Origin of the sequence: Prevotella aff. ruminicola Tc2-24 (assembly GCF_900110895.1) — a bacterium.
GTDB lineage: Bacteria > Bacteroidota > Bacteroidia > Bacteroidales > Bacteroidaceae > Prevotella.
Window position 1 is genome coordinate 424,997 of the sequence record NZ_FOIQ01000002.1, and the last position, 20,777, is coordinate 445,773.

Annotated in this window: 19 protein-coding genes and 1 tRNA gene; 9 read left to right on the forward strand and 11 right to left on the reverse strand. The window is 48.2% G+C overall.

Going from position 1 to position 20,777, the window contains the following annotated elements; translation table 11 throughout:
• Positions 1 to 70 precede the first annotated feature (70 nt).
• The gene (gene cbiB, locus BMY63_RS06010) at positions 71 to 1,054 is read left to right on the forward strand and encodes an adenosylcobinamide-phosphate synthase CbiB (RefSeq protein WP_091915364.1); all 984 of its coding nucleotides are present in this window, start codon (positions 71 to 73) and stop codon (positions 1,052 to 1,054) included.
• Here the strand turns inward: cbiB and BMY63_RS06015 are convergent.
• From BMY63_RS06015 to cobC, 4 genes are read right to left on the reverse strand one after another with little or no spacing between them, the layout of a single operon-like run.
• A complete protein-coding gene (locus BMY63_RS06015; protein ID WP_091915366.1) occupies positions 1,037 to 1,861 on the reverse strand; it encodes an adenosylcobinamide-GDP ribazoletransferase in 825 nt (274 codons plus the stop codon). The two genes, cbiB and BMY63_RS06015, sit on opposite strands and share 18 nt — an antisense overlap.
• 5 nt (positions 1,862 to 1,866) lie before the next feature.
• Positions 1,867 to 2,919: a nicotinate-nucleotide--dimethylbenzimidazole phosphoribosyltransferase gene (gene cobT, locus BMY63_RS06020; RefSeq protein WP_091900162.1), complete on the reverse strand. Its 1,053-nt coding sequence runs from the start codon at positions 2,917 to 2,919 to the stop codon at positions 1,867 to 1,869.
• The gene (gene cobU, locus BMY63_RS06025; RefSeq protein WP_091900161.1) at positions 2,916 to 3,422 is read right to left on the reverse strand and encodes a bifunctional adenosylcobinamide kinase/adenosylcobinamide-phosphate guanylyltransferase; all 507 of its coding nucleotides are present in this window, start codon (positions 3,420 to 3,422) and stop codon (positions 2,916 to 2,918) included. The genes cobT and cobU overlap by 4 nt, the downstream gene beginning before the upstream one ends.
• A complete protein-coding gene (gene cobC / locus BMY63_RS06030; protein WP_091900399.1) occupies positions 3,419 to 3,949 on the reverse strand; it encodes an alpha-ribazole phosphatase in 531 nt (176 codons plus the stop codon). The genes cobU and cobC overlap by 4 nt, the downstream gene beginning before the upstream one ends.
• A 148-nt stretch (positions 3,950 to 4,097) precedes the next feature.
• Between cobC and BMY63_RS06035 the strand changes: the two genes are divergently transcribed.
• Both BMY63_RS06035 and BMY63_RS06040 read left to right on the forward strand, forming a co-directional pair.
• Complete coding sequence (locus tag BMY63_RS06035; RefSeq protein ID WP_371113577.1) at positions 4,098 to 5,417, forward strand: family 8 glycosyl hydrolase; 1,320 nt, start codon at positions 4,098 to 4,100, stop codon at positions 5,415 to 5,417.
• 343 nt (positions 5,418 to 5,760) lie between these two features.
• Complete coding sequence (locus BMY63_RS06040) at positions 5,761 to 8,121, forward strand: TonB-dependent receptor (RefSeq protein ID WP_091915369.1); 2,361 nt, start codon at positions 5,761 to 5,763, stop codon at positions 8,119 to 8,121.
• Between the two features lie 66 nt (positions 8,122 to 8,187).
• On the opposite strand, the gene BMY63_RS06045 is transcribed toward BMY63_RS06040, so the two are convergent.
• Together BMY63_RS06045 and BMY63_RS06050 are read right to left on the reverse strand one after the other, a co-directional pair.
• Positions 8,188 to 8,261 (reverse strand) — tRNA-Val (locus BMY63_RS06045).
• 91 nt (positions 8,262 to 8,352) lie between these two features.
• Positions 8,353 to 9,513, reverse strand: coding sequence for a TlpA disulfide reductase family protein (locus tag BMY63_RS06050; protein ID WP_091900158.1), 1,161 nt, complete (start codon positions 9,511 to 9,513; stop codon positions 8,353 to 8,355).
• A gap of 294 nt (positions 9,514 to 9,807) precedes the next feature.
• Here BMY63_RS06050 and BMY63_RS06055 point away from each other — a divergent pair, with 294 nt between their 5' ends.
• On the forward strand, positions 9,808 to 12,162 hold the full coding sequence (locus BMY63_RS06055) for a polyribonucleotide nucleotidyltransferase (protein ID WP_091900157.1): 2,355 nt from the start codon (positions 9,808 to 9,810) through the stop codon (positions 12,160 to 12,162).
• 73 nt (positions 12,163 to 12,235) lie between these two features.
• Here the strand turns inward: BMY63_RS06055 and BMY63_RS06060 are convergent, their stop codons facing one another.
• From BMY63_RS06060 to BMY63_RS06080, 5 genes are read right to left on the reverse strand one after another with little or no spacing between them, the layout of a single operon-like run.
• The gene (locus BMY63_RS06060; protein ID WP_091915371.1) at positions 12,236 to 13,735 is read right to left on the reverse strand and encodes a hypothetical protein; all 1,500 of its coding nucleotides are present in this window, start codon (positions 13,733 to 13,735) and stop codon (positions 12,236 to 12,238) included.
• Positions 13,736 to 13,738: 3 nt separating this feature from the next.
• Complete coding sequence (locus BMY63_RS06065) at positions 13,739 to 14,527, reverse strand: AAC(3) family N-acetyltransferase (protein WP_091915373.1); 789 nt, start codon at positions 14,525 to 14,527, stop codon at positions 13,739 to 13,741.
• Positions 14,524 to 14,754 (reverse strand): acyl carrier protein, encoded by a 231-nt coding sequence (locus tag BMY63_RS06070; RefSeq protein ID WP_091900154.1) that lies wholly within the window; start codon positions 14,752 to 14,754, stop codon positions 14,524 to 14,526. Before BMY63_RS06070 ends, BMY63_RS06065 begins: the two co-directional genes overlap by 4 nt.
• 10 nt (positions 14,755 to 14,764) lie before the next feature.
• Entirely contained in the window at positions 14,765 to 15,163 is a 399-nt protein-coding gene (locus BMY63_RS06075) for a VOC family protein (RefSeq protein ID WP_091900153.1), read from the reverse strand.
• A 10-nt stretch (positions 15,164 to 15,173) separates the two neighbouring features.
• Positions 15,174 to 16,703 (reverse strand): amino acid adenylation domain-containing protein, encoded by a 1,530-nt coding sequence (locus BMY63_RS06080; protein ID WP_091900152.1) that lies wholly within the window; start codon positions 16,701 to 16,703, stop codon positions 15,174 to 15,176.
• Between the two features lie 451 nt (positions 16,704 to 17,154).
• Here BMY63_RS06080 and rplM point away from each other — a divergent pair, with 451 nt between their 5' ends.
• The 5 genes from rplM to BMY63_RS06105 all read left to right on the forward strand — a co-directional run bounded on the left by rplM (position 17,155) and on the right by BMY63_RS06105 (position 20,749).
• On the forward strand, positions 17,155 to 17,616 hold the full coding sequence (gene rplM / locus BMY63_RS06085) for a 50S ribosomal protein L13 (protein WP_036914189.1): 462 nt from the start codon (positions 17,155 to 17,157) through the stop codon (positions 17,614 to 17,616).
• Between the two features lie 9 nt (positions 17,617 to 17,625).
• The gene (rpsI, locus tag BMY63_RS06090) at positions 17,626 to 18,012 is read left to right on the forward strand and encodes a 30S ribosomal protein S9 (protein WP_091900151.1); all 387 of its coding nucleotides are present in this window, start codon (positions 17,626 to 17,628) and stop codon (positions 18,010 to 18,012) included.
• A 171-nt stretch (positions 18,013 to 18,183) separates the two neighbouring features.
• Positions 18,184 to 19,020, forward strand: coding sequence for a 30S ribosomal protein S2 (gene rpsB / locus BMY63_RS06095; protein ID WP_091900150.1), 837 nt, complete (start codon positions 18,184 to 18,186; stop codon positions 19,018 to 19,020).
• 39 nt (positions 19,021 to 19,059) lie between these two features.
• Complete coding sequence (tsf, locus tag BMY63_RS06100) at positions 19,060 to 20,058, forward strand: translation elongation factor Ts (RefSeq protein ID WP_091900149.1); 999 nt, start codon at positions 19,060 to 19,062, stop codon at positions 20,056 to 20,058.
• A gap of 73 nt (positions 20,059 to 20,131) precedes the next feature.
• The gene (locus tag BMY63_RS06105; RefSeq protein ID WP_091915375.1) at positions 20,132 to 20,749 is read left to right on the forward strand and encodes a fumarylacetoacetate hydrolase family protein; all 618 of its coding nucleotides are present in this window, start codon (positions 20,132 to 20,134) and stop codon (positions 20,747 to 20,749) included.
• Positions 20,750 to 20,777: the final 28 nt, after the last annotated feature.

Genomic DNA, 20,777 nt, shown 5'->3' on the forward strand with positions numbered 1-20,777 from the left:
TTTTTTTTCTAATTTTGCATAATAGTATCATAAATGAAGAAAAAAGGTTTAGCGTATTGGCTCATTATCAATGATTAATCCGTTGTCTCTGTTATTTGGTTGGGTGCTCGACCTTGTTCTCGGTGATCCACAGAGGATACGGTTAAGGGGACACAGTCGGGGAGTGCGGTTACCGCATCCTGTGGTGTGCTTTGGACGGATGATTTCGTTCTGTGAGTATCGGTTCAATAAGGGACGCTTTCGCAAATTGAAGGGCGCTGTGGTGGCAGTTACTTTAATCCTTTTGGTTTTTGGAGTGATGTGGGCTCTCAGAGAGCTGTTTAGTATGTTCACAATACCTCTTAGTGATGGTACCCGGCAACCTGTGCTCTTCTATCTCTTTGATATGCTGTTGGTTTTCTACTGTCTGGCTGGCACGACGCTCATTCGGGAGGTACGTCAGGTATTTCTCGCCCTCGACCGGTCGTTAGACGAGGGGCGACGGCAGGTGGCTCGTATTGTGGGACGCGACACGTCGGAGCTCTCTGCCCAGGAAGTGATGACTGCAGCCCTCGAGACTCTTGCAGAGAATCTTAGTGATGGGGTGGTCGCCCCACTATTTTGGTTGGCTCTATTAGGAACACCTGGTATGCTGACCTATAAGATGGTGAATACGCTTGATTCGATGATTGGCTACCGTACGAAGCGTTATAGAGCGTTTGGTTGTTGGGCCGCCTATATCGATGATGTGGCCAACTATCTCCCTGCCCGTCTTACGGCCTTATTGATGATTCTTGTGTCGGGAAGGCTTGACTTGTTGTCATTTGTTTGGTGCAATGGTAGTAACCATGCCTCACCCAACAGCGGCTATCCGGAAGCCGCTCTTGCCGGAATCCTTGATTGTCGTTTTGGTGGTCCTCATTATTATTTTGGCGAACTTTTCTATAAACCTTATATTGGTGATCATGATCGTCTGTTGACGAAAGAAGATATGCTGATTGCTGTTCGCATCAATCGGATGACAGAGGTATGGATGGTTGGTTTAGTCGCGTTGACATCATGGATTTGTTGTTAACGTACAGACGACCAGGCAGGTTGTCAGTTCTACCAGAAGATAGACTGCGCCGCAGCAGTCACCGGTATAGCCGTGTAGACGACGCCAGATGAGCAGGTAGAGGAAATACATTATTAGACAAGGTAAGAAGATAACCATCTCCCATGACAGGTGGGTTAGGTAGAGAAAGGTTGCCATGGGAAGCAGTCCCTGAATGGCAAGACTGATGCCAGCCTTCCAGTCGATTTTCCTATAAACGGTTTTGGCCTTTGCTTCGTCCTCTTGTCGTGCATATGGCATCATCATAATCAGTTGGCTAGTCACCATCTTACTATAAGGATCGGCGACAAGGATGGTTAGAGCGGCCATTTTAGGCGACATGGAGAATAGGACGGTTCCTAAGAGCAATACGTATATGAAAAGTCCTAGTACACCAAAGGTGCCGATGTGTGAGTCTTTCATGATATCTAAGATACGCTGGCGGTCAGTACCTCCGCCTCCGAAACCATCGAGAAAGTCGGCCAGTCCGTCTTCGTGAAGGGCTCCAGTCATAAGCATTCGCATGCTAATGGCGGTGATAACAGCAATAGCGTAGGGTACGACCATACTACCAAAGTAGAGTATAGCGGCCATCGTACTGCCCGTGAGCCAACCAGTGAGCGGCCAGTGCTCGACAACTGCCTGATAACACGTTTTAGGCGGCTTGTGCAATCGCCAGAAGGGCAGACGGGTAAAGAAAATGAAGGCGGCCCAGGTACGATCGTACCAACGACAGCGTTCTGATGAGTTCTGGTCTTTTGGACGGAGTGGGTCAATATGGATCTCCATGGTGGTCAGAAATATTTAGTAATTTTTGCGTGTTCAAAATGGTCCATCTCATTAATCATCCTTACGGCAGAGTCTACGATGGGAAAGGCACAGAGGGCGCCAGTTCCCTCACCGAGTCGTAAGCCCAGATTGAGTAAAGCTTTTACCTGAAGAATGTCAAGCATCTTCTTGTGTCCGTTCTCGTCACCACAGTGGGTAAAGATCATGTACTCCTTAGCGGTTGGATAGAGTTGGATGGCGGCCAAAGCGCAGGCCGTCATGATGAATCCGTCTATCAATATGATAAGGCGTTGCTCTGCGGCGCGAAGCATGGCACCGATGGCAGCAACCATCTCGTAGCCGCCGAAATAGGCGATGATATCTTCCACAGAAAACGAAGTAACGGTATTGTCAGTTAGGAAGTGGTTGACGGCCCGTTTCAGTAATTGTTGTTTGAGGTAGACCCCTTCTGTGGCTAGACCGGCTCCGGCACCGATGCATGTCTCGAGAGGTAACTGTCCGAACAGACTCATCCAGATACTTGACGGAGAGGTGTTGGCAATACCCATCTCGCCGATAGAAAGGATGGTACAGCCATCAGCGATGCAGTCGTCAACCAGGTTACTACCTATGCGGATGGCTTGGTCGAACTCCTCGGTTGTCATGGCAGGTTCATAGAGAAAATTTCGGGTGCCGCGGGCAATCTTACGATGAATAATACCATCAATGCCACTCAGGTCATGGTCGACGCCGACATCAATAATACGTAGCTTGAAACCGTGTTGGCGACAGAACATGTTAACCCCGCCACCGCCATGGGTGAAATTAATCATCTGCTGCCACGTCACTTCGCGTGGTGAGATACTGACCCCCTCGCGTTCGATGCCGTGGTCACCGCCGAACAGCAGATGGCAAGGTGAAAGAAGCTTTGGTGTGAGAGTCTGTTGGATAAGACAGATCTGCATGGCTAACGTCTCCAACCTGCCGAGTGAACCCTTGGGTTTGTTCAGGTTGTCAATCTTTGTCTGGATTGCCGGACGCATAGACTTGTCGGGCATCTGGATATTGAAGGTCCTCATTTGATTTTTATTGGTATTCCACTGATCATCAGAATAACCTCGTTAGCTTTTTGGGCGATATATTGGTTAATCCAGCCTTCGAGATCCGTGAATTTCCTCTGTATGGCATTCTCACTCACACCGCCACTGCCAATCTCGTTGGTAACGAAGATAAAAGTAGCATCGTGGTCGGTGAAGCGGTCAATTTCTTCTTTGACGGTCTTGAGTGTTTGGTCAACATCAGAGGTTTTGTAAAAGAAATTCGTCAACCATAACGTCACGCAGTCGATTACTACCACGTGTCCCGTAAGGTCATGTCGACTTAGGTACATCTCTTCTTCGATATTCGTCCACTGGGGACCGCGTCGTTGCTGATGTTTCCGCACCCGTTCGCGGAACTCATCATCCCAGAGATGTGCAGTGGCCAGATAGACGGGATGAGGCGACAGACGGAGTGCTAGTTCCTCTGCATGACGACTCTTGCCAGATCGTTGGCCGCCGGTAATCATAATGATCTTTTTCATATCGTGATCTTTTCTATTCCACCATAATCTACCAAGTTGTTCCATGTCTCTTGCTCAGTGAATAGTCCTGCATAGAGCCCTGCACAAAGCAGCACACCCCCATGGGCAAAGACTGCGATGCGTCGGTAGGGTTTTGTCTTTACTTCGTCGAGAAATGTCGCCACTCTCTGGTAAAGCATGGTAAAGCTCTCGCCTCCGGGTGTCGGCAGGTGCATATAGTCCTTATACCAAGCATCAAGGCGAGGATCCTTGATTTCATCAAACATCTGCATCTCCCATACGCCCATCGACATTTCCATAATTCGGTCATCGAGCACGGGCTTTTTATACCCGCAGTATACTGCCAACAGTCGTGCTCGCGTTAACGGTGACGAAAAGACCTGATCGAAGGGTAGGTGTCGTGACAGATTCAGCTTCGTAACGGCAGCCTCTTGTTCGAAAGTGTCGGCTACTGCCACGTCTGTTTGTCCATAGCACATTCCCTTAGGAACATTCACTCGGGTATGTCTGACCAATACGACTTCCATTTTATTAGATGTTTGCTGCAAAGTTACGAAAAAAATGATTATCTTTGCAGCCATTATTAGGAAAATAATTGTAGAAGGGATAAACCTAAACACATTCTGACATCAACTATTTAAAAAAATGAAGAAATCAATTATTCTAGCATCACTGATGATGCTGACCATCCAAATGATGGCGCTCACGCCTTGGAAAAAAGGTGGATTTGAAACCGGCCAGTACCGAAATCTCTTTGTGGAGATGGGTTATAAACAGGTCGATGTCGACGCGAAACTGAAGACTGTGTTCGACGATGTATTCCGTGGCCCTAACAAGGTTTATTTCGAGGTGGGCGATACGATGGGCTATGTTTCTGACGTGAAAAACCACGACGCACGTACCGAGGGAATGTCATATGGGATGATGATCGCAGTGCAGTTCGGTGAGAAGGATATCTTTGACCGTCTGTGGCGATGGAGTAAGAAGTATATGCAGCATCAGGATGGCAACCGTAAAGGCTACTTCGCATGGAGTTGTAAGACCGATGGAACACATAATGCAGAGGGCGCAGCCTCCGACGGAGAACTCTATTTCATTACCTCATTGATTTTCGCCTCGAATCGTTGGGGAAACGATACCGGCATCAACTACAAGGCAGAGGCACAGCACATCCTTGATTGCATTCAACCCAAAGAGTATGAGCCAGAGCCTCGTCATGGTGGATTTCCTGGCTTTGGTCCCCAGCAGACAGGTCCGCAGAAGATGTACCTGATTGATCCTGAGACACAGCTGATTACCTTTACACCTGATGGTTTCGGGCAGCGCTATACCGATCCTAGTTATCATATCCCTGCTTTCTACGAAGTATGGGCGAAGTGGGCAGACGACGGGCGTAGTGACTACTGGAAAGAGTGTGCCCAGAAAAGTCGTGAGTTTCTGCACAAGGCCATCAATGAGCAGACGGGCCTGAATGCCGACATGTGTCAGTATGATGGTAGTGAGATGCAGATGCCTCGTTTCCCAGGCGTGTCTCAGAATCAGCAGGGCGCACCCCGTCGTTTCGGTAACAATAATTTCCGCTATGATTCATGGCGTGTACCGATGAACATCACTCTTGACTACGAGTGGAGCTGTGCTGACGGTGAGTGGCAGCGCCAATATGGCGAGAAGATCCAGAACTTTCTCTATAGTCAAGGTGTTGACACATTTGTCGATCAGTATCGAGTTGATGGATCGCTCCCCGAAGGCGATGAGATTCTGCAGGCTGGTGGTTATCGGAAACTACGTCATAGTATTGGTCTCGTGGCGACGTCTGCCGCTGCGTCGATAATGTGTGGTCATGATAAAAGCAAGGAATTCGTGGATGCTCTTTGGAATGCCAAACACGAACCTTTCGACGATGGTTATTTCGATGCTTATTATGATGGTCTGCTTCGCCTTTTTGCCTTTATGCACCTGAGTGGTAATTATCGGATAATCGTACCCCAGAGATAGCGAACGGACAGTTGTTCTTCCAACGAGCAAGAGTCACAAAGGAGAAATAGTTCCCTTGTGGCTCTTGTTGTTATTTGCTCGATATGATGAAAAGTAGATATCTGACGAAAAAGTAATGGTATTGCAACTATTTGGATACTCATCTCGTCTAATAAAGACAAGGAGTATTGGTAAGTAAGAGTTTTTTTGCAACCGAGTTGCACTTATTATACCCTACTTTTGCAGACAGAAATATTGTTAGGCTATTGCCTGATAGTATAGTGTCTGGAGAGATGCATGTCAGAAAAAAGTAATAGAAGGATTTAGCAAAGTAACACATAAACGAAACATTAATTAAGAAAGAATGAAAAGATTGTTTTCTATAGCAGCTATAATAACGATGCTGCTGTTCCCTATGGTGGCAGGGGCACAAGCCACACAGACAATCCGTGGGCAAGTGAACGATGTGGCATCGGGAGAGCCGATGATTGGTGTGACAATTCAGGTTGACAATGACTGCAGTACCGCTACCGTCTCTGATATGAACGGAAACTTTGTCATAATGAAAGTGCCTGTTGGACGACATTCCATAAAGGCTAGTTATGTAGGCTATGAGCCGGTGGTACTTAAGGAACAGTTGCTTTCTTCAGGAAAAGAAATGGTGTTGAATCTCCAGATGCGAGAACGTGTATCCACTCTTCACGAGATTGTCGTAAAACCACGTGTGAACAAACAGATGCCACTCAATGAGATGGCGCAAGTGGGCGCACGTATGTTCAGTGTGGAAGAGGCCAATCGTTATGCTGGTGGTATGGCCGATCCTGCTCGTACAGCCTCGATGTTCGCGGGTGTGGCCTCTGGTGGTGCTACGAATGGCATCAGTATCCACGGTAACTCGCCACAGATGTTACAGTGGCGTGTGGAGGGCGTTGAGGTGAATAATCCCAACCACTTCGCGGATATCTCGGAGGCAGGTGGTGGAATCTTTACCTCTCTCAATGGTACGGTGCTGGCCAACAGCGACTTCCTCACAGGTGCTATGCCGGCAGAGTTTGGTAATGCTTTGTCTGGAGCGTTCGATATGAAGATGCGTGTGGGAAATAATACGAAGTACGAACATACCGTTCAAGTGGGTACCCTAGGTGTTGATGTCGCCTCAGAGGGACCGTTGGGTAGGAATTCAAAAGCCTCGTACCTCGTGAATTACCGCTATAGTTTTCTTGAACTTGCAAAGAAGATGCATGCTATCAATATGGACAAGGAGACAATCGACTATCAGGATCTGAGCTTCAAGCTGAACTTCCCCACTACCCATGCAGGCACATTCTCTGTATGGTTTACGAGTCTGATTGATAACTACGAAAATAAGGTGCCAGAATTGTCGGAGAGAGAGACGTTGTGGGACACGAACGATTCATGGTCGCGTCAGCGTAACTGGGCAACAGGATTGACGCATATCTACCGTTTCCGTGCGGGAAGTACTCTGCGCACTAGCATCGCCTATACGGGAAGTTATACCAAATTAGGAGTGAACGACTATGATGAGCAGCTCAACAAGATGCCCGACATGGCTGGTCGTAACAAGTCATGGAATATCATCACCAGTATACAACATCAGCATAAGTTCTCCTCACGTTACACCATGCAGAATGGTTTCGAACACCAGCATATGGATTTCTGTACAAAGCTTGATCATATTAGTATCGTAGGTGGTCCGTTATATCGTGTCTACGAGTCGGACGGGAATACGGGGCTGACCCGTTTTTATACTAACCATAAGGTTTCTATCAGTAGTCGCCTCTCAACTGTGGCTGGTGTCAATGTGATGTGGTTCAATCTCAATAATCAGTGGAGCGTAGAACCTCGTTTCAGTGTACAGTATAAGACATCTCCTTTGAGCACATTCTCTGTGGCTTATGCACAGAATAGTCGTAAGGAGGCGACGGATGCTTACTTCGTACTATTGCCGGATGCTCAGTCTGGATGTCCTTCTCCTAATAAGAATCTCGGTCTTACCCGTTCGCACTATGTCTCTGCATCGTTTGCTCAGCGTTTGGGAGATAATGCCATGATGAAGATTGAACCTTATTGGCAGTATCTCTTTGATGTGCCTGTAGAAGAAGGCACAACCTATTCTATTATCAACCACCGTAAGTTCTTTCAGGACAAAGCACTAGTCAACACGGGAGCAGGCCGCAACTACGGTATCGACTTCACGTTGGAACGCTATCTGAAGGACGGTTTTTATGGCATGCTGACAGCAACGGTATTCAAGTCGGAATACCGTGATGCCCAGAGAGTGTGGCATCATACGCGTCTCGATCGTGGCTATATCGCCAACCTCTTAGGTGGTAAAGAGTGGATGGTTGGTCGGAATCATAAGAATGTCTTTGGTCTCAATGGCCGATTAACTCTGATGGGTGGTGAGCGATATACGCCAATGCCAGAGGGGTTCACCTATGAAGATGTCGTGTCGCGTCCTGATAGATCAATTCCTGAAGATGGTGATCATCCATACAGCAAGCAGATGAAAGGTGTAAATGTGGGCTATGCCTTCTCTGTGAAGTATACGTTCAATGGCAGGAAGACGGCTCATCACTTTATCTTGGAGTATCTTGGAATACGCTCCTTCCAAGGGCAAACTTTCGACATCCGAACGCATGAAATTGTAGATAAGTTCACGTCGCTTACTTTCCCGAATATTGCCTATAGGGTGGATTTCTAAGTCTTGTGTGTTGGAGAAATAAAAGAGCCCCGCAAATGAACATCATTTGCGGGGCTCTTTTATGAGTGTCGACACTTGGATTCGGACCAAGGACCCCCACCATGTCAAGGTGATACTCTAACCAGCTGAGCTATGCCGACTTTTCTTTTTTGTGGGTGCAAAGGTAATGAAAAGGTTTCATATATGCAAGAAAAAGTTTTTTTTTCTTGCATATATGAACAGATTCTTTCTTTAAAGCAGTTTCTTTATTTCTGCCTCCAGATCCTTGATCTGGGCGGCGCGCTTCACGAGGTTGTTACCACGATCAATCAGGAAATAATCAGGCACGGCCTGTATATTGTACATCATCAGACGCTCTGAGTTGACACCATCGCCATCACGTACGTTGATCCAAGGTAGAGCGGCCGTTTGCTGCTTCCAGAAATGTTCGTCGGAATCGAGCGATACTTGGAAAACCTCAAGTCCCTGAGCGTGGTATTTGTTATAGAGTTCACGAAGCATTAGGATACGGGCCGGAGAGTCATCCAAGGCAAAGACGTGGAAGTCGAGCAGTACCACCTGACCTTTCAAGTCTGTAAGGTGACGTGCCTGACCCTTGTTGTCCAACAGAGTGATATCAAGAACACCAGCCTCCTTTACCTTGTCGGCGTCAACCTCCAGATTTGCATTCTTTGCTGCTATAATGCGCTGATTTTTTATACCCTCGATAGCGATGTTGTGTAGGTTCTGACCGCGCTCGGCATGTGGGTAGTAAGTATCCCAACTAGTGGCAACGGCGGCAAAGACCTTGATGTCATCCTTGTCGGTGCGTGGATTGAAAATCAACCAGTTTCCCAAAGTCTGGAAAAGAGCGAAATAAGAGTAAGCCTTAAAAGGCTCTTTGAAGATATAGTTAAACTTCACGTCGTTCTTATAGTCGGCCAGAAGTTTGAGGATGCTGTCGTTAGCAGTTTCCACAGTGAGTGAGGAGTCTTGCTGGATGGCGATGGCACGGTTCTGCAGATTGATCTGCTTGAAGGCCAACTCCCTAATCTTCTCACAGTTGTCTGAACCGCTGACGGTGTAATTTGTTGCCATGTCAGGGTAATCGCCTTTGATTTTTACTGTCTCAGTGGAGTCGATGCTCACATTGATAATTTGGTCTGCAATCCTAAGACGATAGAACTCCGGGGCTGCCGTAGCCTCCTCGCTGAAGGAGAAGTCGCCGGCTTCGTCGAGTTTTACAGAGTCGAGCACACTGATACCCTCGATTCCCACATTCTCAAAATAGAGCACAGAGTCTTTGGCATTACCAATCTGTCCCTCCACTGTGAACTTATTGTTGTTACATGAGGCTATTACCATGGCGCTCAGCATCATGGCTGTCGCCTTCCAAATATTTGTCTTTTTCATCTTGTCTTTAGTTTTCAGATGGCAAAGGTACAAATAAGCAACCAAAATACCAAATTTATTTGTGTTTTTTCGAGCACGGTGATATACGCTGGATGCAAAAGGTATGCCTTTTTTCATAAAAAACGAAAAATAATCATCATTTTTTTGTTTATTTATATTATAATGTGTAACTTTGCGCCCGCATTTTGACAATGCGAACACGAAAGCAGACAGCACTTTTTAGCGATATGCGGGCTTTCTGAGTTCGGTTTTCGCTGTCTTTGCATTTTTTATTTTTTAGATGTTTTAAACAAGATGAACGTAATTACAAAGACCCTTCAATTGGCTGATGGACGTACCATTACCATTGAAACCGGGAAAGTGGCAAAACAGACCGACGGCTCCGTTGTTCTCCGTATGAACAACACCGTATTGCTCGCCACTGTTTGTGCCGCAAAAGATGCAGTTCCCGGAACAGATTTTATGCCTTTGCAGGTAGATTATCGTGAACAGTACAGTGCAGCCGGTCGTTTCCCCGGCGGATTTACCAAGCGCGAAGGCAAGGCCAGCGACAACGAAATCCTGACATCACGACTGGTGGACCGTGTGCTCCGCCCGCTCTTCCCCTCTAACTATCATGCTGAGGTGTTTGTGAATGTGATGCTACTCTCCGCAGATGGTGTGGATCAGCCCGACGCTTTGGCTGGCTTTGCTGCCTCTGCTGCTTTGGCTTGTTCTGACATTCCTTTCGAGTGCCCGATCAGTGAAGTGCGCGTAGCCCGTGTCAACGGTGAGTATGTAATCGATCCTACCTTCGAGCAGATGAAGGAGGCCGACATGGATATCATGGTCGGTGCTTCTGCCGAAAACATCATGATGGTGGAAGGTGAGATGAAAGAGGTGTCAGAACAGGATATGATCGGCGCCCTCAAGGCAGCTATGGCTGCTATCAAGCCGATGTGTGAACTTCAGACGGAACTCTCCAAAGAGTTAGGTAAAGATGTGAAGCGCGAGTATGATCATGAGGTGAACGATGAGGCTCTGCGTGAGCAGATGAACAAGGAGCTGTATCAACCCACCTACGACATCACTAAGCAGGCACTTGAGAAACAGGCACGTGCTGAGGCTTTCGATAAGATCCTTGCTGACTTCAAGGAGGCGTTCTTTGAGGCTCATCCCGAGATTACTGCTGATTCAGAGATTTGCAAGGACGAGTATGAGGCGATGATGGATCGCTACTACCACGATGTGATGCGTGATGCTATGCGTCGTTGTATTCTCGACGAGGGTATTCGTCTCGATGGTCGTAAAACTGACGAGATTCGTCCTATCTGGTGCGAAGTTTCTCCGCTGCCTATGCCTCACGGAAGTTCTATCTTCACTCGTGGTGAGACACAGTCGCTGTCGACCTGTACCCTCGGTACAAAGCTCGACGAGAAGCTTGTTGACGATGTGCTGGAGCGCGGCTATCAGCGCTTCCTTCTCCACTATAATTTCCCCCCATTCTGTACGGGTGAGGCTAAGGCTCAGCGCGGTGTAGGTCGTCGTGAGATTGGTCATGGTCATCTGGCGTGGCGCGGTCTGAAGGGTCAGATTCCCGAGGACTTCCCTTACACGGTACGTTTGGTCAGCCAGATTCTTGAGTCTAATGGCTCTTCTTCAATGGCTACTGTTTGTGCTGGTACGCTGGCTCTGATGGATGCTGGTGTGCCCATGAAGAAGCCTGTCTCGGGTATTGCTATGGGTCTGATTAAGAATCCCGGTGAGGACAAGTATGCAGTACTTTCCGATATCCTCGGTGATGAGGACCACCTGGGTGATATGGACTTCAAGACCACAGGAACGAAGGATGGTCTGACTGCTACTCAGATGGATATCAAGTGCGACGGTCTGTCGTTCGAGATTCTGGAGAAGGCACTCATGCAGGCCAAGGCAGGTAGAGAACATATCTTGAAGTGCCTGACCGACACGATTGCTGAGCCTCGTGTAGAGATGAAGCCTCAGGTTCCCCGTATCGAGGCATTCGATATTCCGAAGGAATTCATTGGTGCTGTTATTGGCCCGGGCGGAAAGATTATCCAGCAGATGCAGGAGGATACAGGTGCTACCATCACTATCGATGAGGTCGAGGGTGTTGGCAAGGTACAGGTTTCTGCACCTAATAAAGAGAGTATCGACGCAGCTATTGCCAAGATCAAAGCCATTGTTGCGATTCCCGAGGTTGGTGAAATCTACGAGGGTACAGTCCGTAGCATCATGCCTTACGGTTGCTTCGTGGAGATTATGCCAGGTAAAGATGGTCTGCTCCATATCTCGGAGATCGACTGGAAGCGTCTTGAGACTGTTGAGGAGGCCGGTATCAAGGAAGGTGACAAGATAAAGGTGAAGTTACTTGAGATCGATCCTAAGACGGGAAAGTACAAGCTTTCTCATCGTGTGCTAATTGAAAAGCCTGAGGGATACGTTGAGCGTCCTGCCCGCGGAGAGCGCCGTGAGCGTGGCGATCGTAGTGGTGAGCGCCGCCGTCCTGAGCGTGGTGACCGTCGTAATAGTGAGCACCGTTCTCGTCCCGAGAGACAGCATGGTGAACAGAACGCACCAACACAGGAGGCTCCGGCAGAAAACCAGCCGAAGGACTTCAGTGATTCACTGGACAACATGGATTTCTAATCAGTCCGTTCTCAATAAATAAAGAGGGCGCTTCAATGAAGTGCCCTCTTTATTTATATATATAGGTATGAACTTATGCAGATCTCCAAGGAAAATTGTGTCTTTTCTTTGTGAACCGACGAAGAAGGATACAATACCAGAAATAAGCCATCTGGTAGAGGGTCTGAGAGTTCCACAGTTTCAAATACGAAGCGAAAGTGAAAGTCCATCGGTATGTTCTGGTCCTCACGTCAATGTCAATATGGGTTTTGTCCGTCTTGTATTTCCTGTCAAGCAGGAAATAGGCATATTTCAGGGCACCAAGTTGTGGCTTAGCATCTAGATTGCCTTCAATGAGAGGAATGATTTCCTCCTTTTCTTTAACGACGTAGCAAGCATCAAGTCCTTCGTACGCAGAGTGGCCTATCAAGATGGATGGTTTCCCCCAGTAGCTGGCCTCCACGCCAACAGACGAACCGAACGAAATGACTTTCTCACAGGCATCAATCAGAGCATAGCTGCTGATTTTGCTCTCCGGTGCGATGACGGTCACGTTGGGGAAACTGTCATATTGGTACAGGTCGGTATGATCTTTGTAGTTCACACCTTTCAGGTTCGGATGGATACGTAGATAGTAGTGGATGTTGGCAGGAGAATGACTGAAGATATATCCCATGGCATCGCTCTGACTATCGAAGAGTTGACCGCCGTTCACATCTCTTCCTAAGGCGGCAAGCTCATCTTGCGAGGATGTGTAGATGGCGACGTTCCTCTTGTTGGGATCAAAGCCTTCAGGAAGCAATCCCGTGACCTGATCGGCGACATAGACTTTTACGTCAACAACCAACTGCCCCTTGCGTCGTTTCTCGTAGAATGAAGCTGCGGTTTCTCGCTTTTGTACGTCTGACTCCGGCGACTCCTCCCAGAGTCTCTTAATCATTCTGTCCCACATCTTGATGTTGTGAGGTAACTCGTCATGGTAGCTCATCTTCGCATACGGCTCTCCGTGTCCGCCTACGGTCTCCACGGCTTTGAAGTGGATGCCCAGTGCTTTGGCGATGTCGTAGAAAAGACGGTTCTCGTAGAGGCGGCCGTTATGAATGACAATGATGTCTGGTCTGACTTGTTTGATCAGTAGATAGGCGGTGTCTACGAGATTGCAGAGTTCTCCAATTAGTGGGACTGCGAAATCGTGAAACTCTTCGAAACGCTTCAGATCCAGGTCACGGGTACCGGTATAGTACATGGAAAGGATGGCGTTTCCTACCTCGACATCACGGTATACGAAGTTACGTAGTGCTTCTGCATCTTGAAAGTCAAATGTGACATTTTGGTGTTTCGTGTCCGGCTTCTTCACGGGCAGCATGTGTACGCCTTTCCCGAAGACGCGTTGGTATTCATGGTACATACGGTGACAGAACCGGCAGACACTGTCATAACCATCAGGGTTCATCCAACAGGAGGTGAGTGCAGTATGACAATAAGCCCAGTATACCTCGTCACCTGCCTGCCTGCCATCTAGGATATCGTCGATAATAACGCCGATATGAGGGGCAGCAATGGAGCAGCAACTGTAGTAGAGTCGTTTACTCATGGGTTATTGTCCTTTATAACGTGTGAAGAGACGACTTTTGTTCTCTAGAATATCCTGCATGATGACTTCCGTGCTGGCATTTAGGTCCACCACACCATAGTTGATACCGTTGATGAGATTCGACTTTAGGATGCCTTTCATCACTAGAGCCTCTGCCAGAGGGGGTAGTTCGTTGACAACCTCCATGTCAAGGTTACGCACCAGCATCGAATAGTGTCGTATGGTAGTCTCGCCGTTCTCGTCAATGTAGGGGGCTTCGAAAGTTTTCAGGAACCGGTATGGAATCTTGTCTACCACTTTCTCCTCTACATAGTGTACGTAGGTGAAGCCCCATAACTGGTCGTATTCTACATCCATCATTACCTGCTTGGCATGTACGCGTTCAAGATAGGCGAATGGTGAGTCTGAACCAAACGAAGAGACATTATTCATGTCGCACAACAACTGCTGGTCCTTGCCTGCTACGGCAAACGAGTAGAGTGGGTGCCGTGTCCGTCGGAACTTGGGATTCCTGAGTGCCTGGTCGCCTAACACCCCTACCTGACTCTTCGTCTTCTTGTAGTCGAAAGCTGTCTGATGACAGAAATCCCAGCTGTAGGTGGGTATCAGCAGGGTTCCTTCCTCTCCGATCACATCTAGAATGCTGTCAAAGAAGAGGTTGGGATTAAATCGCTCTCCGTGTTCCTTGCAGTTCAGGAGGATACGGGAGATGTATGATGAGAGTAGAACGGCATCTCCTCGTCTCAGCCCCCAGTGACGGGGAATGTCCAGGTAGCTGATGTAGTCGGTCATGCGTTCTTTGACTTTTCGATGACGGCAGCAATGCTGTCGATAGAAGAGAAATTCTCGGGGATGACGTCCGTACCGTCTATCTTGAAGTCAAACTGAGTCTCTAACTCGTCCACCAGGTTAACAATGTCGAAAGAGTCCAACATGCCTTCCTCGATAAAATTAACACTTTCGGTGAAATCGAACTCGGGTCTGAGCTCACTCAGAATTGAGATAATCTTTTCTTTCATTTTTACTTATTTACGATTTGTTTACTAATTCAATAAATCCAATTTTCCTATTGCTGAAATAACAGATCTTTCGACCTCCAAAAGCAATAGCTTCAACAGGTTTGAATAATGGAGTCCAATTGTGGTCCATTAACTTCTCGTATTCCTCCTCAATATTGTCAACCTGATAACACAGGTGATAAGGAGCGACGCCGGTTTTGGCTAGCAGGTTTCGCATGGGCTGGTTGTCCTCGAAGGGCTCAACCAATTCAATGCGCGGCTCGTTGCCTCTCGAGAGAAAGCAGAGCTTGGTGCGCTGGGTGTCATCGTTGAAGATCTCTCCCGCCGAATATCCCAACACCTCGAATTGCTTGGCAGTATCTTCGATGCTGCGTGTCAGGTAGCCGATATGGTCGATCGCATATTCCATCCTTTTGCTTCTATCCGTTGATCAGTTTTTTGTAATACAGACGGTCAATCTTTCCATTTGTGTTGCGCTGGAGCAGATCCACATGGCGGTACACTGTAGGAATCATGTATTTCGGTAGGGCCTGACCGATCTTCTTGCGGAAGTCGGAGGCGGAGATCTCCTGTTCTGCCTCGTAGATAAGCGTGATCTCCTTGGCTGCCTGATGATAGACTACACAGCCGTTTTTCACAAGCTTCAGGGTGTTGATGATTACGTGCTCAATCTCACCGAGATCCGTACGGTAGCCCAGATGTTTCACGATATTGTCTTTCCTACCCTTGAACATAATCAGTCCATCCTCGTCGTAACACACAATATCACCGGTGCGGTAGATGAGCTCGGGGTAGGATTTATTCAGAGGATTCTGCACAAAAGCGGCAGCCGTCTTCTCCGGGTTGTTGTAATAGCCCATGGCCAGTGAGGTGCCTCTCACGCAGAGTTCTCCTTCCTTGTACGGTTCCTTCACGGCCTTGTCGTCACCATCCAAAATAAGGATATCGGTGTTTCGACAAGGGATGCCGATGGGCAGAGGTTGCTCGTCGGGAATATTCTTGTCTACGATGTAGTATGTGCAGTCGAGGGTGATTTCTATCGGACCATATAGGTTGGCAAAGGTCACCTGTGGCAGATGATGGTGCCAGTAGTTAAACTGCTTAGTGGGGAAGACCTCTCCTGCAAACCATACCGTCTTAAGATGCTCTAGTTTGTAGGTTGATAATAGGTCCATGTTCGCGATGTTTACCATGATTGTCGGCACCCAGAACAAGAAGTTCACCTTGTGCTGCTCTAATAGATCGAGAATCTTGGCGGGGAACGCAGCCAGATTGCTGGGTAGCACAACCAAAGTGCTGGCTTTGGCCATCAGCATACACAACTCGAAACTGTAGATATCGAAGACCAGTGGTGAGAGAGAACCCATCACCAGGTTTTCGTCAAACTTGAATGTGTCGAGCGCCCATTCTATGAAATCGAAGAAACTCTTATGGTTGAGTACAACACCTTTTGGCGTTCCTGTGGAGCCTGAAGTGTTGATGATACAGGAAGGATCCGTGTCGATGATGGTAGAGAGTTTGCCGAGGATAGCCTTCTTGTCGACCTCTTCTTCCCAGTCCTCCTCATCAAGCAGTATCACTCTGATGGACTCAGGGATTATACCGGCAATGCTTTTGATTTGCTTGCTGGTAGAGATGATGTAGTATGGCTCTACCAACTTCAGGATATTACTGATACGCTCTGCCGGCGTCTTGATGTCCAGGTTCATGTAGAAATTTCCCGAATAGATGATTCCTAGATTGGCAAACACGCTCTCTATCGATTTGTCCAGGAAAACGGCCACGGGTTTGTTCTGGCCTATACCGCCGTTGATGATCTTCTGTGCCAGTGTCATCGCCTTGTCACGTAGGCCGCAGAATGTGATATCTTTATCCTTGTCAATGACGGCAATTTTATGAGGATATTTGTCTGCTGTTTCCTCAAACAGCTCTATCAGATTTATTTTCATACCTTCATGATATGCCTGCGATGAGGCTTATATGCGGTGCGCCGACAGCGCCCAGTTTTCTTTTATACCTTATATATTTTTGATTTGGCTACAAAATTACCATATTTTTATGGAATTGCCAACCTTTTCCCTGAAAACTTACGCCAAATAGTTAAATTATCATAAAAGTTTGGTTTCGGAAGGGGAAAGGGCTTCGCATATTAACAAATATGTGTACCTTTGCAGTCCGATTATTGGGGAGAGACTTAGAATCCCCACGGGTTGATGTGTGAATAGCTGTGTCTTTGGCCGGGCGCGGTGGTTCGAGAATCGTCAGTCCAAGGCGCCGTCCCGCCAGGAATCGTCTGATTCCGAAGCGTACGTTAGACTTGCAACCGAGAGTTAGACCTCGGATGTGAGTTTTATGCGCATATGTTAAACTGTTTTTTAGTAGTAAAAATTTAAATTAGAAATGAACACTTTAAGTTACAAGACGCTTTCCGTCAACAAGGAAACAGCAAAGAAGGAGTGGGTGGTTATCGATGCCACAGACCAGGTCGTTGGTCGTCTCGCTTCTAAAGTAGCCAAGCTGATCCGCGGAAAGTACAAGCCAACTTTCACTCCGCACGTTGATTGCGGTGACAATGTAATCCTTATCAATGCCGATAAGGTGGTATTCACTGGTAAGAAAGAGACCGATAAGGTCTACACTCGCTACACGGGTTATCCCGGTGGCCAGCGCTTCAATACACCTGCAGAACTTCGCAAGAAGAACGGCGGTGTCGACAAGATGCTTCGCCATGCCGTTAAGGGCATGCTGCCGAAGGGTCCTCTCGGCCGTAGCCTGCTGAACAACCTCTATATCTACGAGGGTACCGAGCATCCCCATGCCGCACAGCAGCCAAAGACTATTGATATTAACCAGTATAAATAATTAGGAAAGATGGAAGTAATTAACGCAATAGGTCGTCGCAAGAGCTCTGTAGCCCGTGTATATGTGAAAGAGGGAACAGGCAAGATAACGATCAATAAGAAGGATTTAGAAGTTTATTTCCCGTCAGCTATCCTGCAGTATGTGGTGAAGCAGCCGCTGAACCTGCTGGAGGTTGCTGAGAAGTATGATATCAAAGTCAACCTCGACGGTGGTGGCTTCACTGGTCAGAGCCAGGCTCTGCGCCTTGCCATTGCTCGTGCATTGGTAAAGATCAACGAGGATGACAAGAAGCAGCTGAAGGATGCCGGATTCCTGACACGCGATAGCCGTGAGGTTGAGCGTAAGAAGCCGGGTCAGCCAAAGGCACGTCGTCGCTTCCAGTTCAGTAAGCGTTAATCCGACTGGACACCGTTTAGTATCTAAACCGGATCGACTTGAGGGAGATTTGCAGAATGAGATTTTGGTAATCATCATTCTCCATTCTCAACTCTCTACCCTCAATTACCCTCCGGCTGATTCTGGACCAAGAATTAAAAAGAAAGTAAACAATTTAAAGAATTAAGCAAAATGTCAAGAACAAATTTTGATCAGTTGCTCCAGGCTGGCTGTCATTTCGGTCACCTGAAGCGCAAGTGGAACCCTGCAATGGCTCCCTACATCTATACCGAGCGTAACGGTATCCATATCATCGACCTGCACAAGACAGTGGCCAAGATCGACGAGGCTGCTGATGCACTGAAGCAGATTGCCAAGAGTGGCAAGAAAGTGCTGTTCGTCGCTACTAAAAAACAGACAAAGGAAGTGATTGCCGAGAAGGCTGCTAGCGTAAACATGCCTTATGTTATCGAGCGCTGGCCGGGTGGTATGCTTACCAACTTCCCGACAATCCGTAAGGCCGTGAAGAAAATGGCGAACATCGATCGTCTGATGGAGGATGGTACCTACTCAAACCTCTCTAAGCGTGAGCTGCTGCAGATCACACGTCAGCGTGCTAAGCTGGAGAAGAACCTCGGTTCTATCGCCGACCTGACCCGTCTGCCGAGCGCACTCTTCGTAGTCGACGTGCTGAAGGAGCAGATTGCCGTGAAGGAGGCTAATCGTCTGGGTATCCCTGTGTTCGGTATCGTTGATACCAACTCTGATCCTAACAATATCGACTTCGTGATTCCTGCCAACGACGATGCTAAGGACAGCGTAGAGGTTATCCTCAATGCTTGCTGCGCCGCTATCGCCGAGGGTATCGAGGAGCGTAAGGCTGAGAAGGCCGACGAGAAGGCTGCTGAGGCGCAGACCGAGGCAGAGGGTGAAGAGGCAAAGCCGAAGCGCGCTGCCCGTAAGGCACGCAAGGAGGCTGCTCCCGCAGAGGCTGCACCTGCTGCTGAGGAGGCTCCCGCCGCAGAGTAATTTGTTAAATCGATAATTTAAAAATTGAAGAATTAAATTATGGCAATTTCAATTGACGATATCAAGAAGCTTCGCGCTATGACTGGCGCAGGTCTGGCTGATGTGAAAAAGGCTCTGACCGAGGCAGAGGGCGACTTCGACAAGGCTAAGGAGCTCCTCCGTGAGCGTGGCCTGGCTATCGCTGCTAAGCGTAGCGATCGTGAGACTTCCAATGGTTGTGTACTCGTGAAGAGCGTCGACGGCTTCGCTGCTATGATCGCTCTGAAGTGCGAGACCGACTTCGTGGCCAATGGTGCTGACTTCATTGCTCTGACCCAGAGCATCCTCGACGCTGCTATCGCTGCCAAGGCTGCAGACATCGAGGCTGTGAAGGAACTCACTTTGGCTGACGGCCAGAAGGTACAGGAGGCTGTGACACAGCGTTCTGGTATCACTGGTGAGAAGATGGAACTCGACGGTTACCTCGTGCTCGAGGGTGAGAATATCGAGGTCTACGACCATATGGGTAAGCACACTCTCTGCACCATGGTTCAGACCAACAAGTCTGCTGCTGAGCAGGGTCACCTCGTGGCCATGCAGGTGGCTGCCATGAAGCCCGTTGCTCTCGACAAGGAGAGTGTTGACCAGAAGATTCTCGACGAGGAGTATAAGACCGCTGTCGAGAAGACCAAGCTGGAGCAGGTTGAGAAGTTCGTTGAGATGAAGATTAAGAAGGCTGGTCTTAACCCCAACCTCGTTGACTCAGATGATCACATTGAGAGCAACATGGCTAAGGGTTGGTTGACTAAGGAGCAGGCCGACGAGGCTCGTAAGATCAAGGAAGAGGCAAAGGCAGAGGGTGAGGCCCAGCTGAAGATGCCTATGATTGAGAATATCGCCAAGGGTCGTGTTCAGAAGTTCCTGAAAGAGAACTGTCTGGTTGATCAGGAGTTCCAGTTCGGTGACGGTGACAAGGCTACTGTTGCTCAGTGGCTCGCCAAGCAGGACAAGGATCTGAAGATTGTTGCCTTCAAGCGTTTCACGCTCGTAGCAGATTAATTTTCATTTGAATCATAGAAAAAGTCGGTATTGCCTTTGTGCAATGCCGACTTTTTCATAACTTTGCGCCAATATGAAGATTTTTGCCATCGGCATGAACTATGCCGCTCATAACCAGGAACTCCACGGTACGTTGAAGCGTCCTGATCAGCCTGTGATATTCACCAAGGCCGACTCGGCTCTGCTGAATCAGGGGAAGCCGTTTTTCATCCCCGATCACCTTGGGCGTATCGACTACGAGACGGAGGTGGTGGTGCGTATCTGCCGACTGGGAAAGAATATCCCAGAGCGTTTTGCCCACCGTTATTATGATGCAATCACCGTTGGCATCGATTTTACAGCCCGCGACCTTCAGCGTCAGGCCTCTGAAGCCGGCCAGCCTTGGACTATCTGTAAGGGTTTCGATGGCTCTGCTGCCATCGGTGAGTGGATAGACAAAGAGAAATTTCTCGATGTCCAGCGTCTCCATTTCCACCTCGACATTAATGGTGAGACAGTGCAGGAGGGCTGTACCTCTGATATGCTCTACCGCATTGATGAGATTATCGCCTATATCTCGCAGTTCTTTACGCTGAAGACTGGCGATCTCCTTTATACAGGCACTCCAGCCGGTGTGGGACCCGTACATATTGGTGACCGTCTGGAAGGTTGGCTCGAAGAGCGCAAGGTTCTTTCCTTCAGCTGCAGATAAAAAAAGCCCCGCAAGTCGCGGGGCTTTT

Excerpts from the sequence above, each read along its gene's own strand:
- cbiB (WP_091915364.1), top strand. The coding sequence starts at position 71 with ATGATTAATCCGTTGTCTCTGTTATTTGGTTGGGTGCTCGACCTTGTT.
- BMY63_RS06015 (WP_091915366.1), bottom strand. The coding sequence starts at position 1,861 with ATGGAGATCCATATTGACCCACTCCGTCCAAAAGACCAGAACTCATCA.
- cobT (WP_091900162.1), bottom strand. The coding sequence starts at position 2,919 with ATGAGGACCTTCAATATCCAGATGCCCGACAAGTCTATGCGTCCGGCA.
- cobU (WP_091900161.1), bottom strand. The coding sequence starts at position 3,422 with ATGAAAAAGATCATTATGATTACCGGCGGCCAACGATCTGGCAAGAGT.
- cobC (WP_091900399.1), bottom strand. The coding sequence starts at position 3,949 with ATGGAAGTCGTATTGGTCAGACATACCCGAGTGAATGTTCCTAAGGGA.
- BMY63_RS06035 (WP_371113577.1), top strand. The coding sequence starts at position 4,098 with ATGATGCTGACCATCCAAATGATGGCGCTCACGCCTTGGAAAAAAGGT.
- BMY63_RS06040 (WP_091915369.1), top strand. The coding sequence starts at position 5,761 with ATGAAAAGATTGTTTTCTATAGCAGCTATAATAACGATGCTGCTGTTC.
- BMY63_RS06050 (WP_091900158.1), bottom strand. The coding sequence starts at position 9,513 with ATGAAAAAGACAAATATTTGGAAGGCGACAGCCATGATGCTGAGCGCC.
- BMY63_RS06055 (WP_091900157.1), top strand. The coding sequence starts at position 9,808 with ATGAACGTAATTACAAAGACCCTTCAATTGGCTGATGGACGTACCATT.
- BMY63_RS06060 (WP_091915371.1), bottom strand. The coding sequence starts at position 13,735 with ATGAGTAAACGACTCTACTACAGTTGCTGCTCCATTGCTGCCCCTCAT.
- BMY63_RS06065 (WP_091915373.1), bottom strand. The coding sequence starts at position 14,527 with ATGACCGACTACATCAGCTACCTGGACATTCCCCGTCACTGGGGGCTG.
- BMY63_RS06070 (WP_091900154.1), bottom strand. The coding sequence starts at position 14,754 with ATGAAAGAAAAGATTATCTCAATTCTGAGTGAGCTCAGACCCGAGTTC.
- BMY63_RS06075 (WP_091900153.1), bottom strand. The coding sequence starts at position 15,163 with ATGGAATATGCGATCGACCATATCGGCTACCTGACACGCAGCATCGAA.
- BMY63_RS06080 (WP_091900152.1), bottom strand. The coding sequence starts at position 16,703 with ATGAAAATAAATCTGATAGAGCTGTTTGAGGAAACAGCAGACAAATAT.
- rplM (WP_036914189.1), top strand. The coding sequence starts at position 17,155 with ATGAACACTTTAAGTTACAAGACGCTTTCCGTCAACAAGGAAACAGCA.
- rpsI (WP_091900151.1), top strand. The coding sequence starts at position 17,626 with ATGGAAGTAATTAACGCAATAGGTCGTCGCAAGAGCTCTGTAGCCCGT.
- rpsB (WP_091900150.1), top strand. The coding sequence starts at position 18,184 with ATGTCAAGAACAAATTTTGATCAGTTGCTCCAGGCTGGCTGTCATTTC.
- tsf (WP_091900149.1), top strand. The coding sequence starts at position 19,060 with ATGGCAATTTCAATTGACGATATCAAGAAGCTTCGCGCTATGACTGGC.
- BMY63_RS06105 (WP_091915375.1), top strand. The coding sequence starts at position 20,132 with ATGAAGATTTTTGCCATCGGCATGAACTATGCCGCTCATAACCAGGAA.